12 protein-coding genes and 1 tRNA gene are annotated in these 14,283 nt (G+C 63.0%); 3 read left to right on the top strand and 10 right to left on the bottom strand.

Annotated elements, in window-relative coordinates:
• Complete coding sequence (gene rplU, locus JDO7802_RS13515) at window positions 1–837, bottom strand: 50S ribosomal protein L21 (RefSeq protein ID WP_055086397.1); 837 nt, start codon at window positions 835–837, stop codon at window positions 1–3.
• A 329-nt stretch (window positions 838–1,166) separates the two neighbouring features.
• On the opposite strand from rplU, the gene JDO7802_RS13510 reads away from it, so the two are divergent.
• Window positions 1,167–1,256: transfer RNA gene (locus tag JDO7802_RS13510), tRNA-Ser, on the top strand.
• A 23-nt stretch (window positions 1,257–1,279) separates the two neighbouring features.
• On the opposite strand, the gene JDO7802_RS13505 is transcribed toward JDO7802_RS13510, so the two are convergent.
• Both JDO7802_RS13505 and JDO7802_RS13500 read right to left on the bottom strand, forming a co-directional pair.
• Window positions 1,280–1,564 (bottom strand): DUF6522 family protein, encoded by a 285-nt coding sequence (locus JDO7802_RS13505; protein ID WP_144430618.1) that lies wholly within the window; start codon window positions 1,562–1,564, stop codon window positions 1,280–1,282.
• Window positions 1,565–2,274: 710 nt separating this feature from the next.
• A complete protein-coding gene (locus tag JDO7802_RS13500) occupies window positions 2,275–3,909 on the bottom strand; it encodes a DEAD/DEAH box helicase (protein WP_187298144.1) in 1,635 nt (544 codons plus the stop codon).
• Between the two features lie 387 nt (window positions 3,910–4,296).
• Here JDO7802_RS13500 and JDO7802_RS13495 point away from each other — a divergent pair, with 387 nt between their 5' ends.
• Window positions 4,297–5,022 carry a LuxR family transcriptional regulator gene (locus JDO7802_RS13495; RefSeq protein ID WP_055086392.1) on the top strand — a complete coding sequence of 242 codons (726 nt, stop codon included), beginning with the start codon at window positions 4,297–4,299 and terminating at the stop codon, window positions 5,020–5,022.
• 318 nt (window positions 5,023–5,340) lie between these two features.
• Here the strand turns inward: JDO7802_RS13495 and tsf are convergent, their stop codons facing one another.
• From tsf to JDO7802_RS13480, 3 genes are all read right to left on the bottom strand, one after another.
• The gene (gene tsf, locus JDO7802_RS13490; RefSeq protein ID WP_055087256.1) at window positions 5,341–6,216 is read right to left on the bottom strand and encodes a translation elongation factor Ts; all 876 of its coding nucleotides are present in this window, start codon (window positions 6,214–6,216) and stop codon (window positions 5,341–5,343) included.
• 77 nt (window positions 6,217–6,293) lie between these two features.
• Window positions 6,294–7,118 (bottom strand): 30S ribosomal protein S2, encoded by an 825-nt coding sequence (rpsB, locus tag JDO7802_RS13485; protein WP_055086391.1) that lies wholly within the window; start codon window positions 7,116–7,118, stop codon window positions 6,294–6,296.
• A gap of 314 nt (window positions 7,119–7,432) precedes the next feature.
• A complete protein-coding gene (locus JDO7802_RS13480; protein ID WP_055086390.1) occupies window positions 7,433–7,990 on the bottom strand; it encodes a lipid-binding SYLF domain-containing protein in 558 nt (185 codons plus the stop codon).
• 381 nt (window positions 7,991–8,371) lie between these two features.
• Here JDO7802_RS13480 and JDO7802_RS13475 point away from each other — a divergent pair, with 381 nt between their 5' ends.
• Entirely contained in the window at window positions 8,372–9,328 is a 957-nt protein-coding gene (locus JDO7802_RS13475; RefSeq protein WP_144430617.1) for a hypothetical protein, read from the top strand.
• Window positions 9,329–9,532: 204 nt separating this feature from the next.
• Here JDO7802_RS13475 and hflX read toward each other — a convergent pair whose 3' ends face one another.
• The 4 genes from hflX to trkA all read right to left on the bottom strand — a co-directional run bounded on the left by hflX (window position 9,533) and on the right by trkA (window position 14,181).
• Window positions 9,533–10,927 (bottom strand): GTPase HflX, encoded by a 1,395-nt coding sequence (gene hflX, locus JDO7802_RS13470; RefSeq protein ID WP_083481167.1) that lies wholly within the window; start codon window positions 10,925–10,927, stop codon window positions 9,533–9,535.
• Window positions 10,893–11,144, bottom strand: a complete 252-nt coding sequence (hfq, locus tag JDO7802_RS13465) for an RNA chaperone Hfq (protein WP_055086385.1) — start codon at window positions 11,142–11,144, stop codon at window positions 10,893–10,895. Before hfq ends, hflX begins: the two co-directional genes overlap by 35 nt.
• A 143-nt stretch (window positions 11,145–11,287) precedes the next feature.
• Window positions 11,288–12,799: a potassium transporter TrkG gene (locus JDO7802_RS13460; protein WP_055086383.1), complete on the bottom strand. Its 1,512-nt coding sequence runs from the start codon at window positions 12,797–12,799 to the stop codon at window positions 11,288–11,290.
• On the bottom strand, window positions 12,799–14,181 hold the full coding sequence (gene trkA / locus JDO7802_RS13455) for a Trk system potassium transporter TrkA (protein WP_055086380.1): 1,383 nt from the start codon (window positions 14,179–14,181) through the stop codon (window positions 12,799–12,801). The genes JDO7802_RS13460 and trkA overlap by 1 nt, the downstream gene beginning before the upstream one ends.
• Window positions 14,182–14,283: the final 102 nt, after the last annotated feature.

Genomic DNA, 14,283 nt, shown 5'->3' with positions numbered 1-14,283 from the left:
TTACTCCTGTTCTGCGGCGAATTTCGTCGCCTGATCAATCCAGCCGTCACGTTCGATCCGGCCTTTGAACGACAGCCGGTCATCCATATAGGCAATCTCGTCCGGACCCCAAGCGGAGATCTGGTCAAAGTGGAAAACGCCGTTCTCGTGCAGAACGCCTTCCAGCTTGGGACCGACGCCGGAAATCTTCTTCAGGTCGTCGGCCTTACCGCCGCGTGCCTCGTCCAGCAGGTTGCCAGGCTTGGAGCCGGGTGCGACTGCGTCTTCGACAGTTTTCTTGACGGCCTTCGCCGCTTTCGCGGGCTTGTCGCTCTTGGAGGCGGCAACGCCTGCGGCAACGACGGCTCCGGTCGCGGCAGCGGCACCAGCGGCCACGGCAACCTTGGCAGCCGTCGACATTCCCGACGTGCCCTTGTTGCCCGAACGGACCTTCGACTTGTTCGACGCCGGCGATGCGGCGGCGCGCTCGGCGACGGTCATCGACCCGGCGCCTTTGGCTTCCTTGACGCCAGACTTGTCGCCGCCCGATGCCAGGATCGAGGTGATCCGCAGCAGGGTCAGCCTTTGACGGTGGCCCTTGGTGCGCTTCGACGAATGCTTGCGCCGACGCTTGACGAAGTGGATCAGCTTTTCGCCCTTGATCTGATCGATCACGTCGGCCTGCACCGCCGCCCCGTCGATCAGCGGCGCGCCGACGGTGACGTTGTCGCCGCCCAGCATCATCACGTCGTTGAATTGAATGGTCTCACCCGCCTCGGCGGCCAGACGCTCGACCCGAAGCACGTCGCCTTCGGCGACCCGGTACTGCTTCCCACCGGTTTTCAGAACGGCAAACATTCCGCTCTCTCCTTATTGTTCCGCGTCCTGCGGTCCCCCGATCGGGGCGTTCGCGGCGGAACTTCCAGGAAATCCAGCCACCTCGGACGGCGCGTCCCCGAAAGGGACATCCAAAATATGCAAAGGCCGCAAGAATCCTCACGGCCATAGAGCGGGCAATCGCATGGGGTCCGGATACTGTCAAGAAGGGCAGCGCCGCAGCATTCCCCGCCCCGACACCTTCTGCCGGGCCGGTTTTCCGGCGCGTCCAGGCTCCAAGCCGGAAAAACCCCGCAGCACACTTGCGGCCCCCGCGCGCGTTGCCTAAAGACGCGCCACACCACAGGCGCGGAGAGGTGCCGGAGTGGTCGAACGGGACGGTTTCGAAAACCGTTGTGGATTAACGTCTACCCAGGGTTCGAATCCCTGTCTCTCCGCCAACTTTCCCATGGAAACCGATATTCTAGCTTTGATCGCCGGACGGCTTGGGCTGTGGGTCCCGCCCGACCGGGACACGCAGACGTTGTAGGACGGTTCCGTCGGCGGCGCAGATCAGTTGCACCTTCCAGCGGTCATCCTGAAACGTGAGGCGAAGCCGGCCCGCGTCCTCGCCCTCGCCGACCTCAGAACGGGTTGCGATCCTGCCGCTTTGCATCCGGTCACGAAACTCAGCGGCAGTCAGATCCAGAAGCGGTGCCAGATCATCCGCCGCAACGGTGATCCGTCCACTTTCAATATCTAGTTTCACCGTCGATCTCCCGCCTCCGAATTTGGCCCCGGTGCTGCGTCGAAAATGCCGCCCCTTCCATATGCGAACGCGCATCTAGCATGGCGTCCTTTGCGCCCTCGGGAACAATATCGCCCGTCTTCCGGGGCGAGTCCAAGTTCTTTCGCTGTGATCAGGCCGCAGAACTGCCGATCCGGTGCAGGAAGTTAGTATTTCCCGCCACCGCGGCAGCGCGATCACTTCGTCGTTCAGCCTGAGTTGCCACCCAAGGTCGCGCCGCTGCGGATCAGCCTCTAGCGTCTTCAATTTGGCACCGTAACCTTCGACGTCGGCCTTGTCTGCAAGCAGGACCCGCACGATCAGGGTCTCGGACAGGCCGTTCAACGCCGGCGCTATTTCGATCAGGGCCAGTTCCAGGTGACTTTGGATCCCCCTGAAATGCCGGCTCGATTGCAAATTTTGGCGGCTTCCACTAATCTTGCATCCGACGTGGAGAGGACTCTTGCCCCCGCCGGCATACGGACGAACGTAGCGCTTGCGCGTCAATCATATCGCCGAAGTCTACAAAGCGGACCGAGGCGAAGTCGCCGCCAGAAGCCATCCACGCAACGTCTCGACCTATGTCTCATGCGAAGGCGGGCCGCTGCGAGCGCGCCGGGCATTCCGCTGATCCGGTGTCTCGCTGGACACGACAAGAAGGCCGGGCATCTTGTGAACGCGCGGGTCTGCGGTCAGGCTCTGGCAATATAATCGCGCAGGATATGTCGATAGAGACCGATCCCGAGGCGTGAGGTCTGGCCCGACTGAGCGTCGCCGTCGATCTCTCCGAATCCGCGCATGTGACGGTCTTCGCGTGCGATGCGGAAGCCCGCGCCGATTTCGGACATTTCGGCGAAGGCTTCCAGACGACGCACGGCATCGTTCGGCGCGTCGTCGGCGTCCACGCCATCCGCGCCGGCGTCAACTTCCGTAGTCAGCACCATCTTCGCGGCCACGTCGCCGCGCCCGATGCGCCCGCGCAGCTGATGCAGCTGTGCCAGACCGAACAGATCCGCATCGACCACGATCATCGTATTGGCGCGCGGATTATCCAGACCGCTTTCGATGATCGTCGTCGACAAAAGCACGTCCACGTCGCCTTCCATGAAGCGCAACATGCGCGCCTCCAGCGTATCCTCGTCGATCTGGCCGTGCGCGGTGACGTGCGAAAAATTGGCCCCGCGCCGCTCCAGCATTGCCTCGATCCGACCAGTTCCTTCGATCCGCGGGCAAACCAGATACACCTGCCCGCCGCGTGCGATCTCTTCTTCGATGGCGGCCTCGATGGCGTCCGCGTCAAAGCCTGAGATGCGCGTCTCCACCGGCACCCGCGTGGCCGGCGCGGTGGCAATCACGGACACATCCATCAACCCGATTTCGGCGGCGGCCAGAGACCTTGGGATCGGCGTCGCGGTCATGGTCAGCACGTGGACCCCTTCGGCAAGGGCGCGCAGGTCGCGTTTCTGCTCGCGGCCGAACCGCTGCTCCTCGTCGATGATGACGAGGGCAAGATCCGCGAATGTCACGTCTTCGGCCAGCACCGCCTGCGTCCCGACCACCACCTTCGCGTCACCGGACGCGACGCGGGCCAATGCATCCGCCCGGTCGGCATCGGGCAGCAGGCGTGAAATCTCGATCACGGCGTTCTGTCCGAAGCGTTTGCGCAACGTATGTGCGTGCTGACGCGCCAGCACCGTGGTCGGTGCCGCCAGAACCACCTGACGGTCGCACAGGGCCGCGGCGGCGGCGGCCCGCAGCGCGACTTCAGTCTTGCCGAACCCCACGTCGCCGATCAGCAACCGGTCCATCGGCACCTCGCGGGCCAGATCGGATAGAACGGCGTCGATGGCGCGCGCCTGATCCGGCGTCGGTTCGTGCCCGAACCCGGCGGCAAATTTCGTCATGGCGGCGCCGTTCGGCGACAGCTTGGGGGCCACCTGCGACCGGCGCGCACGGTCGGCGGCCACCAAGCGCTCCGCGCCGCTGCGCAGTTCCGCAATCATTTCATCGCGCCGAGTTTCCCAATCGCCGGCCTTCAACCGGTCCAGCGTCACCTCTTCGGCCGGAGCACCATAGGGCCAGAAATCGCGGCCAGCCTCGGCGGGCAGCATCAGCTTTCCGCCGTTGCGATAGATAAAGGCCTGAAGCGTCTGCGGTTCTCCGGCCACGTCGGCCGTTTCCTCGCCACCGTACCGCGCCAGGCCGTGCTCGAAATGCACGACCGCCTCGCCGGGGGTGACGCCTTCATCGCCGAACAAAAGCGCACGATCCCGGTCGTTCAATCCACCATCCGTCATCGGGCCACCCTTCACGTGGGGCCCATCCATGCGTCGGGCAGTGTGGAACGCGACAGGCGGCGAATGGTTGCCGCCGGCTGCGCAAACTCTTTGCGGCATCTGTCGTGCCGATCAAACGATGTCAGATGTGCTTCTGCCATGTCGAAACGGGGCAACAGACCAGACGCGAGTTCGATGCCCTCAGGTCCGCGCATTCGGCCATTTGGGTGGCGCGGGAAAGCCTGTCGTGTTCGTAATGCCGTTGGCTCCGTTGAAGCGTGAGAGGCCCTGCGGCGCATGGCACCCTGCCCCATCGTTCATCGGTTCCCCGCTTCATCGCTCGACTTGTGGCAATCGATTGCCATAGGCTCCGGGAAAGCGACGCTGGGGGGCATTGTGGCACGAAAATCAACCGACACGGACGCATTTCTACTGGAGATGACACGGCAAACCGATCTGGCCGTCGTCTGGCAGATGTTGCAGGACCGCATGCTCGCCTATGGGTTCGACCGCGTCCTCTATGCGGCAACGCGGTTTCGCACCGATTACTCCGCCGGGGATATCCGCGACGCTTTCATACTGACCAACTACCCCAAGAGCTTCACGGAAGAATATCTCGACGGCGGGCTGTTCCGCGACGCACCGATGGTGCGGTGGGCGATGGAAAACACCGGCTGCCTGTCGTGGTCCGAAATCGCGCGGGACGCCCGGGAGGGGCGATTGTCGCCCGAGGTGATGCGCGTGGTCGCCTACAACCTCGCCCACGGCGTGACGGCGGGCTACGGCATCAGCTTTCCGCGGGTCTCGGCGCGCACTGGCCACGGCGTCGGCCTTGCATCGACGCAGATGACGCAGGCGCAGGTCGACGCGCTTTGGTCGAAGAAGGGCAACGAGATCGAGATGATCAACAACGTCGCGCATCTAACGCTTCTGTCCCTGCCCCACGGCCTGCACGGACGGCACCTGACGGATCGGCAGCGCGAAGTGCTGGAGTTGGTCGCCGACGGTAAGACCATTCAGGACGTCGCAGTCTTGATGGAGCGCAATCCCGCGACGGTCGAAAAACACCTGCGCCTGGCGCGCGAGGCCCTGGATGTGGAGACGACCGCGCAGGCCATCCTGAAGATCGGGAATCAGAACCTGTTCTTCCGGTACCACGGCTGATCCGATCTGGTCCGAACCGGGTTTTACCAAAAGGTAAGGAATCCCTTACTTCCGCTGCGTCAACTTGAGTGCAAGTCTGACGATGTCTTGTGAGTGACGGTAATTCGACCAAAGACTAATAGCTGATGGATCAGGGCGCGTATTCAGCCAAGACCGGAGGTTTTCCGATGAGTTTCGGATCCGCGACGGCACCGGGAATTTCCCCGGTGCCCGAGCACTTCAGGGGGCTGTCTCTTCCCCAGTCTCACCCCTGACAAAAGCGGCGCCGGGGACTTCCCCCCCGGCGCCGCTTCGCAGATCCAGACGTGATGTAAGCGATCAGCCCTTGCCGACGGCAGCGACTTCGGCGGCAAAATCTTCCTTCACCACCTCAATACCTTCGCCCACTTCCAGACGCACATAGCCGGTCACTTCCACGCCGGCCTCAGCGGCGGCGGCGGCGACGGTCAGGTCGGGGTTTACGACGAACGCCTGGTTCACCAGGGTGACCTCGGCCATGTACTTCTTCATGCGTCCTTCGATCATCTTCTCGATGACCTGCTCGGGCTTGCCGCTTTCGCGCGCGATGTCGATCTGGACCTGACGCTCCTTGTCGATGACGGACGCATCCAGCTCCGCCTCGTTCAGGGCTGCCGGATTGGTTGCGGCGACGTGCATCGCGACCTGCTTGCCGAAGGCTTCGTTTTCACCCGACAGCGCGACCAGAACGCCGATCTTACCCATGCCGGGTGCCGCAGCATTGTGGACGTACGACACGACGGACGCGCCGGTCAGCTTGGCCATCCGGCGCACCGACATGTTCTCGCCGATGGTGGCGATCTTGTCTGTCAGGACTTCGGACACCGGCTTGCCGTTCACGTCGGCGGACTTCAACGCTTCGATGTCGTCCACGTTCAACGCCGCCTGCGAGAAGGACGCGACCATCGCCTGAAAATCGGCGTTCTTGGCGACGAAATCCGTTTCCGAGTTCACCTCGACGGCGACGGCGGTGCTGCCATCGACGGCGACGGCCACCAGGCCCTCGGCTGCGGTACGGCCGGATTTCTTGGCCGCCTTGGCCAGACCCTTGGTGCGCAGCCAATCGACCGCCGCCTCCATGTTGCCGTCGTTTTCAGTCAGCGCCTTTTTGGCGTCCATCATGCCTGCGCCGGTGGTGTCGCGCAGTTCCTTAACCATGCTCGCGGTAATCGCCATGATCATGTCTCCTGTTCAAAAAGGGGTCGGGCGCAGCCATGTGTGGCCGCGCCCTGTATCCGTTCCATGTCAGAGGCTTACGCCTCGGCAGGGGCCTCGGACGGGGTCTCTTCGGCGACGGGCTCGACGGCCTCGCCGGGATCGACGGCTTCACCCGGATCGACAGCCTCGGCCGCGTCGTCCATCTCGCCGATGTCGACACCGGCGGCGCCCAGTTGGGCCGACATACCATCCAGGGCGGCGCGGGCCACCAGATCGCAGTAAAGCGCGATCGCACGGGCCGCGTCGTCGTTGCCAGGAATGATGTGATCCACGCCATCGGGCGAACAATTGGTGTCGACGACGGCCACGACCGGAATTCCAAGCTTCTTGGCTTCGGCGATGGCCAGGTCTTCCTTGTTGACGTCGATGATGAAGATCAGGTCGGGCAGGCCGCCCATTTCGCGGATGCCGCCCAGCGATGCCTGCAGCTTCTGCTGGTCACGCTCCATGCCCAGACGCTCTTTCTTGGTCAGGCCGGCGAACCCGGTTTCCATCGCTTCGTCGATGGATTTCAGACGGTTGATCGAGTTGGAGACGGTCTTCCAGTTGGTGAGCGTGCCGCCCAGCCAACGGTGATTCATGTAATACTGCGCGCAACGCTCGGCGGCGTCGGCGACGGGCTTCTGCGCCTGACGCTTGGTGCCAACGAACAGGATGCGACCGCCGCGGGCGACAGTGTCGCGGACGGCTTGCAAGGCGTTGTCCAGCAAGGGAACCGTCTGCGTGAGATCCATAATGTGGATCCCGTTCTTGGCGCCATAGATGTACGGGCCCATGCGGGGATTCCAGCGCTGGGTCTGGTGGCCAAAGTGAACGCCCGCTTCAAGGAGCTGACGCAGGGAGAAATCAGGCAAAGCCATGTTTCATATACCTTTCCGGTTTGAACCTGAGCGGGGGATCAGAGCGTATGCTCAACCGGTGGACCGTTCGGGGATGTCTCCCCCGAGGGCCCGCCCCCGCCTGTGAAGTGAGTGGCTGATAGGCGATGCTTGCCCGGTCCGCAAGGCCGGAATTCGATGGGTGATCCACGGGTGACCGACGGGTGATCCACGGGTGATCCAGAGCGGATATGGTCTGGAATCAAATGCTTGGCAAAATCGGGAAAATGCAGAAAACGCGGCACCCCGAACCGGGATGCCGCGCATTCGACGGGCGTTGGAGGTCGCCGGTCGTGTTACGGAATGATGCGGCTGTATTTCGCCCCTTCGAGCGATGCGCCGGCCAGCAGCCCGGCCTGCCCGAAGACCACCGCGACCACGGGCGTCAGCAGGGCGGTCGTGTCGGTCGTCAGGGTGCGCGCATTGGCCTGCACCGCATATTCGAGGTCGGCGCCGGCGGTCCAGCCGGGCGACGTGCGGAAATTGCCAAGCGCGGGTTCGGTCATGAAGAACAACGCGTGGCTGTACTGTTGCCCGCCGATCTGGAACCCGACGGACGCTTCGGTCGTGGAATAGTAGTCCACCGTCGCGTTGTTCACCCGCAGTGCGCCGCGCCCGTAGGCCCCGCCGATGCCCAAACCAGCCTCGGTCACGACGGGCATCATCAGGATGCCCGCGGCCTTGTCGGCCAGGGTCCGGGTTTCCGGAAGCGTGTTGTACATGAAGTTGAAGGCTGCATCGACGCGACCGTCGATCCGGTCGGCCCCGTTGCCACCGACACCGTTGCCGCACGCCGCAAGGGCCAGCGGTGCGGAAACCGCCGCAAGAAAACGACGACGCGAAAATGCGGTCATGAGATTGTCCTGTCCAAAGTCTGCTCTGCCATGCCGGGGTCTTCGCCCCGGTCTTCCTCGATCATAGCAAGCGCGCGCGCACCTGTCACCCCTAATGGGCAGGGTGTTGGGTTGGGGTCACAGTGGTGATCATGACAAGTGTCGGCTTCGAGCCCAAAACTTCCAAGTTTCTGCAGGATGGCGAATGTCTGGTCTAGAGTCTGCGGACAAAAACGTGACGAAACCAAACCGAGATTCGCCGAAGCTTATGATACAAGACTTTTCAATAATTCCGCTTAGAGCGGTGCGTGTGACTAAAACGACCGCTTTTGGCGCATTCACCTTTCTCTTCAAGATCCAAGGAGATTGTCTATGGCCTTCGAGAATTGCTATGCTAGGCGCATGAGAATCACTTTCGATACCAACTGCCTTATAAATCATTTCGACACGCAAAGTAAAACCGCGACTTCCTCCGAAGAAATTGCACAACTTTTGCGTTATGCAACCAGTGGCAAGGTGTCGGTCGTAATCTCCACTAGAGCGGAAGCTGACCTAGATCAAGACAAGGATAGAATTAGACGCGATCGCATTAAGCGAAACTTGGCAATGTTTGATGTCATTGGCTCTGTGTTGAGGTGGGATGAATCAAAATGGGATGGCGGCGACGTATGGGCGGATGGTGAACCTGGCGCACTGGCTGACGAGATTCAGAAAATTTTGTTTCCCAGCCTAAAGCGAGAAGAAAAACGTTTTGGTAACAAAATTCGCGACGTTGACCACTTAGTCGCACACGCCCGCGACAAGCGGGACATTTTTGTTACTGATGATGGTCACCTAAATCGTCGCGCAGATGAGCTCGCGAAGTTTGGCATAGTTGTTATGCGTCCTGGAGCGTGTCTCTCGTATGTCGACTCAATCGAAGCGCGAAGCGTCCCCCGCACGCTGCTATCAGATGCGCTAAGCGAGTATCATTGCTTTACGTTGTCTGGGGCGATCTCGTTTGATTATTCTAACAACAATGGAAGATATGCTCTAGGAGAGGGCCACTTCTTGTTCGAAACGCAATGGTCAAAGGCCGGTAAGATGTCAATCCATGCTTACAAAGACCCGAGTAGCATCGATGGGCTTGCGCTCGCGAAAGACGTTGACGACATTTCTCAGATCGTCGACGCGTCTTCCTATGATTACTCGTCGCGGACGCGGACGCCTCGTTTGGGGCAAGTCGTAGTATGGCGGAATGCGAATGGTATCTACGCGGCCACAAAAATTATTGAGATTGATGATGATGGTAGAGGAGATGCATCAGACAGGCTCGACTTTGAGTTCAAGATCGCAATCGAGGGAAAGAACTTCGCATAAAACGGATTAGACTTCAGATATGCTGAAATAAAAACGTCATGTCCCTGCATTCAAAACCGTTGTTCCCTAGTTTATTGCCCCGGCGAAAATGACCGTTTGTGTGCCGCCCCATCCTCCCAAAGCCGCCATTGACGCAACCTCAGCGAATGACCGCATGAGTTCGCACATCCGACGTTCACCATCACGCGTCTGTGCCCCTGCCCTTTACGGGCTCCATCCAGTGCCAGACGTTTCTTCCTCCGGCTCGTCCGGTGTGTCACGCCCGGCCGGAACCAGTTCGGGGAAGGCACCGGCGAAGCGTTGGGCTTGCCGAGTGGTCCAGCGCAGGGTGAATTCGGTGCCTTGTTCCGTCGCGGTCTCCCCCTGCACGGCACCTTCGTCGTGCAGCCAGGCGCGGGCCTTGCCGGCGGCGAAGGGCAGCAGAAGCACGGTTTCCTGGAGCGTTTCGGTCACTTCGGTCGCGACACGTTCCAACAGGCGTTGCAGCCCCTGCCCCGTCAATGCGGAGCCGAGGTAGACGTCGTCACGCCGTGCGGCGAGGTTCGCGGCGGCCTGCATCGCATCCATATCGAGGGCGTCGGCCTTGTTCCACATCTCCAGCCGGGGAATGTCTTCGGAGGTGCCGAGCGCTTCCAGAATGGCCTCCACGTCGCGGGCCTGAAGCTCCGTATCGGGGTGGCTGATGTCGCGGACGTGGACGATGAGGTCAGCGTCCAGCACCTCCTCCAACGTGGCGCGGAAGGCGGCGACCAGTTGTGTGGGCAGGTCGGAGATGAAGCCCACCGTGTCCGACAGGATGACATGCACGTCGTGCGGCAGATCAACGGCCCGCATCGTCGGGTCGAGCGTGGCGAACAGCATATCCTTGGCCAGAACGTCCGCCCCGGTCAAACGGTTGAAAAGCGTGGATTTACCCGCGTTGGTGTACCCGACCAGCGCGACGACCGGATAGGGCACCTTGGCGCGGGCGGCGCGATGCAGCTCGCGCGTTTTGACCACCTTGTCGAGCTGACGGCGCAGTTTGACCATCTGTTCGTCGATGGCGCGGCGGTCCGCCTCGATCTGCGTCTCGCCGGGGCCGCCGACGAAGCCGAGGCCGCCGCGTTGACGCTCCAGGTGGGTCCAGGCGCGGACCAGGCGGGTGCGTTGATAGGTGAGCGCGGCCAGTTCGACCTGCAGCACGCCTTCGCGGGTGGCGGCGCGGTCGGCGAAGATTTCGAGGATCAGGCCGGTGCGGTCCAGAAGCTTGGTCTTCCAGACCTTTTCCAGATTGCGCTGCTGGACGGGGGTGACGATGCCGTCGATCAGGATCAGCTCGATCTCCTCGGCCTCGATGCGGAGGCGCAACTCCTCCACCTTGCCCTTGCCGAAGAGCATGCCGGGATGCGGGTTGGGCAGGCGCACGGTGTCGCCGCCCAGCACGTCCAGACCGGGCAGCGCATGGGCGAGCGATATGCATTCTTCGAGGGCGCGTTCGGGGTCGCGGCCCGACCGGTCGCCGGCGCGGGTATCGGGGTGCAGAACCAGGGCGCGGGTCGGCCGCGCCTCGGTCGAGTGGGTCGCGTCAGGTGTCTGAGCCAGCGGCTTCTTCCTCACCATTGTAGAGGCTTATGGGCTGGGCGGGCATCACCGTGGAAATGGCGTGCTTGTAGACCAGTTGCGATTGACCATCGCGGCGCAGCAGAACGCAGAAATTGTCGAACCAGGTGATGACGCCCTGAAGCTTCACGCCGTTGATCAGAAAGATCGTGACCGGCACCTTTGCCTTGCGCACATGATTGAGGAAAGCGTCCTGAAGATTCTGTTTGTCGGCCATGTCGTCCTGGTCCTTGCTATCCGCGCCCTTGCAGTGGGCGTCTGTTTCCTTTGGTGACGTTATGCGGACATAGATCGCAGGGGTCCACCCCCCGCTGGCGGTTTGGCGCCAATGGGTTGCCGGCGTGCCGAGATGCCAGAAAATCAGTCGCGCCAGAAGTCGGGATTGAGCAGCGCGATCAGGGCCAGCGCCTCCAACCGGCCCAGAACCATGGTCAGCGCGGCGATGATCTTGGCCGCGTCTGGCAGGGCGTTGAGCGCGCCCTTGCTGCCCAGCACCACCTCGGCCAGGGGGCCAGTCGTCGTCAGGCAGGCGATGGCGACGGTCAGCGCCCCCTCGAACCCCAGGCCGGTCAAGGTCAGGGCCAGCGTCACGCCCGCGATGGAGGTCGCGAACAGCATGAAGAAGATCCACGCCGCCTCGATCCCGCCGGGGGGGATTCGGCGCAGCGCGCCGCGGGAGGTGGCGACGGAACTGGGGTGGACCAGCAGGTTCATTTCACGCCGGCCATGGGCGTAAAGCGTGTAAATCCGAAGCAGTTTGACGCCGCCCGCCGTCGTCGCCACGCCGCCCCCGAAGATCGCCAGACCCAGCAGCAGGACCGATGGTGCGCCGAGGCCCGACCAATCCTGCGCCCGCTGCCAGTGAACGGATTCGAATCCGGTGGTGGTCAGGAACGACAGCGCCGTGAAGGCCGACCCCCAGATCGCGCCGAACGCGGCGTCGCTGTTGGAAATCGCCCCCACCTCCAGCGCGCCGATCCAGTGGCGAACGAACAGAAGAACGGTGACGGCGGCGACCATCATCAGCGCGATGCGCAATTCGCGGTCGTCGGCCAAGTGGCGGATGTGGTCGCGGTTCATGTCCGTGGTGAAGGACTGCCGGGTGATCGCGAAGATCAGGAAAGCGGCCACGGCGACTTCGCCAACCAGGCCCGCGCTGCTGCCGGCGATGGTGGTGCCGTCGCTGATGCCCGACGTCGCCATGGTGGACATGGCGTGGATGATGGCCGTGGTGCCATCTTCCCCCGCGATGACGAGGACGGACCAAAGGATCGTGGTCAGCGCCAGATAGATCGGGCCCAGCGTCGTCAGCGCCCGTCGCACGCGGGTGTCGGGGGCCGCGGACGTGGGGCCGCCGCGCATTTCCTCGGTCCGGGTGGTGCGGCTTTCGGCAACCTCGAATCCGCCGAGGTTCAGCGGTGCCAGGATCGAAATTGCGGCGACCCAGACGACGAACCCGCCCTGCCACGCCACCAGGGCGCGCCACAGATGCGTGCTGTCGGACAGACGGTCCGGCGCGAACAGACTGCCCCCGGTGGTGGTGATCGCCGCGACCATCTCGACGTAGAGGTTGAGGGTGCGGGTGTTCGGCACAATCTCCAGCAGCGGCACGACGGCCATTGCGGGCAGAAGGGTGAAGGCCCCGAACATCGCAATCAGATGGCTGCGCGTCAGATTGCGCGATCGGTCGCGCGACGTGGCGATCGCGATCGCCGACAGCAGCACCAGAAGCAGCGTACCCGAATAGAAGAACGCCTGCGCCTCGCGGTGCGCGTCCAGGACCAGCGCATGGAGCGCCGGGAGATACATGCTGGCCGCGAATGTCAGCGCCAGAAGGACGAGAAGCGGCACGCGGCGCACCGACAGGGGCATCAGAAGAAGTCCACCTGCACTTGCAGAAGCCGCTCCACCTCCGGCACGTCGGCCGTAAGGGCAAAGATGACGACGACGTCGCCTTCCTCGATCCGGGTCTTGCCTTCGGGGCGCACGTATTTTCCGTCCGACTTGCGGATCGCGCCGATCAGGGCGCCTTCGGGGAAGTCCAGATCGCGGATCACGCTGCCGGTCAGCGGGGAGGTGGACATGACCTGTGCCTCGATCACCTCGGCCTCGGCGTCGCCGACGGAATAGACGTTGCGCACCCGTCCGTGGCGGACATGGCGCAGGATGGACGACACGGTGGTCTGGCGCGGATTGACGTAAGCGTCGATGCCCAACGGGCCCAGCAGCGGCACCAGCGTCGGGTCGTTGATCAGCGCGATGGTCTTGTTGCACCCCATTGCCTTGGCGCGCACGGCGGCCAGCATGTTGGTCTTGTCGTCGTCGGTCACGGTCAGGACGGCATCGGCGCGGTCGATGCTGGCCTCGCGCAGCAGTTCGATGTCGAGGCCGTCGCCCGACAGCACGATCGTCCGTTCCAACGCTTCGGCGGCGCGTTCGGCGCAGGTGCGGTTGCGTTCGATCATCTTGGCGCGGATCCGCTCGGGCGCGGCTTCCAGCGCCTGGGCCACGGCCAGACCGACGTTGCCGCCGCCGATGATGATGACACGCTCCTGTTTTTTGACCTTCTTGCCGAAAATTTCCTGCGTGCGGGAAAGATCCGCGGAATGGGTCAGGACATAGATCTCATCCCCGGCCTTCAGCTGATCGCCGGGGTCGGGCGCAAACAGCCGACCGCCCCGACGACGCACCCCCACGACGACCGCCCGCAGGGTGCTGAACAATTCGGATAATTGGCGCAGCGGCGTGTCGAGGACCGGGCATTCCGCATCCAGGCGCAGACCCAGGAATTGGGCCGTGCCCTCTATGAATTCCTCCACGTCGAAGGCCTCGGGCGCGCGCAGGCGGCGCAGCGCGGCCTCCGCCACTTCCCGCTCGGGGGAGATGACGACGTCGATGGGAAGGTGATCGCGGCGGTAGAGGTCAGACCGGACGGCGGCCAGATAGGATTGCGCCCGCAGGCGCGCGATCTTGCGCGGCACGGTAAAGATCGAATGGGCCACCTGGCAGGTGACCATGTTCACCTCGTCCGAGTGGGTGGCGGCGATGATCATATCCGCATCTTCCGCGCCCGCCCGTTCCAGAACGTCCGGATAGCTGGCAAAGCCGGTGATGCCCTGCACGTCGAGCGTGTCGGTCGCGCGGTTCACCAGATCGGGGTTGTTGTCGACGACCGTGACGTCGTTACGCTCGCCCGCCAAATGGCGCGCGATCTGCCAACCGACCTGTCCGGCGCCGCAGATGATGACCTTCATCGAGTAATCCTTCGCGCCCCTTGCAGGCGTGCTGGATACGCCCGCCGCGGGGCACGGGTCAACGGGGCGGGCGCGGGGCAGGTCGATTGTCGGGCGTTTCGG

This window comes from Jannaschia donghaensis (assembly GCF_001403795.1).
GTDB classification, from domain to species: domain Bacteria; phylum Pseudomonadota; class Alphaproteobacteria; order Rhodobacterales; family Rhodobacteraceae; genus Jannaschia; species Jannaschia donghaensis.
This window is presented reverse-complemented; position numbering and strand designations above follow the sequence as displayed.

What these genes read in the sequence shown, in the direction of transcription:
- rplU (WP_055086397.1), bottom strand. Translation starts at nt 837, where the DNA reads ATGTTTGCCGTTCTGAAAACCGGTGGGAAGCAGTACCGGGTCGCCGAA.
- JDO7802_RS13500 (WP_187298144.1), bottom strand. Translation starts at nt 3,909, where the DNA reads ATGGATGGGCCCCACGTGAAGGGTGGCCCGATGACGGATGGTGGATTG.
- JDO7802_RS13495 (WP_055086392.1), top strand. Translation starts at nt 4,297, where the DNA reads ATGACACGGCAAACCGATCTGGCCGTCGTCTGGCAGATGTTGCAGGAC.
- tsf (WP_055087256.1), bottom strand. Translation starts at nt 6,216, where the DNA reads ATGGCGATTACCGCGAGCATGGTTAAGGAACTGCGCGACACCACCGGC.
- rpsB (WP_055086391.1), bottom strand. Translation starts at nt 7,118, where the DNA reads ATGGCTTTGCCTGATTTCTCCCTGCGTCAGCTCCTTGAAGCGGGCGTT.
- JDO7802_RS13480 (WP_055086390.1), bottom strand. Translation starts at nt 7,990, where the DNA reads ATGACCGCATTTTCGCGTCGTCGTTTTCTTGCGGCGGTTTCCGCACCG.
- JDO7802_RS13475 (WP_144430617.1), top strand. Translation starts at nt 8,372, where the DNA reads ATGAGAATCACTTTCGATACCAACTGCCTTATAAATCATTTCGACACG.
- hflX (WP_083481167.1), bottom strand. Translation starts at nt 10,927, where the DNA reads ATGGTGAGGAAGAAGCCGCTGGCTCAGACACCTGACGCGACCCACTCG.
- hfq (WP_055086385.1), bottom strand. Translation starts at nt 11,144, where the DNA reads ATGGCCGACAAACAGAATCTTCAGGACGCTTTCCTCAATCATGTGCGC.
- JDO7802_RS13460 (WP_055086383.1), bottom strand. Translation starts at nt 12,799, where the DNA reads ATGCCCCTGTCGGTGCGCCGCGTGCCGCTTCTCGTCCTTCTGGCGCTG.
- trkA (WP_055086380.1), bottom strand. Translation starts at nt 14,181, where the DNA reads ATGAAGGTCATCATCTGCGGCGCCGGACAGGTCGGTTGGCAGATCGCG.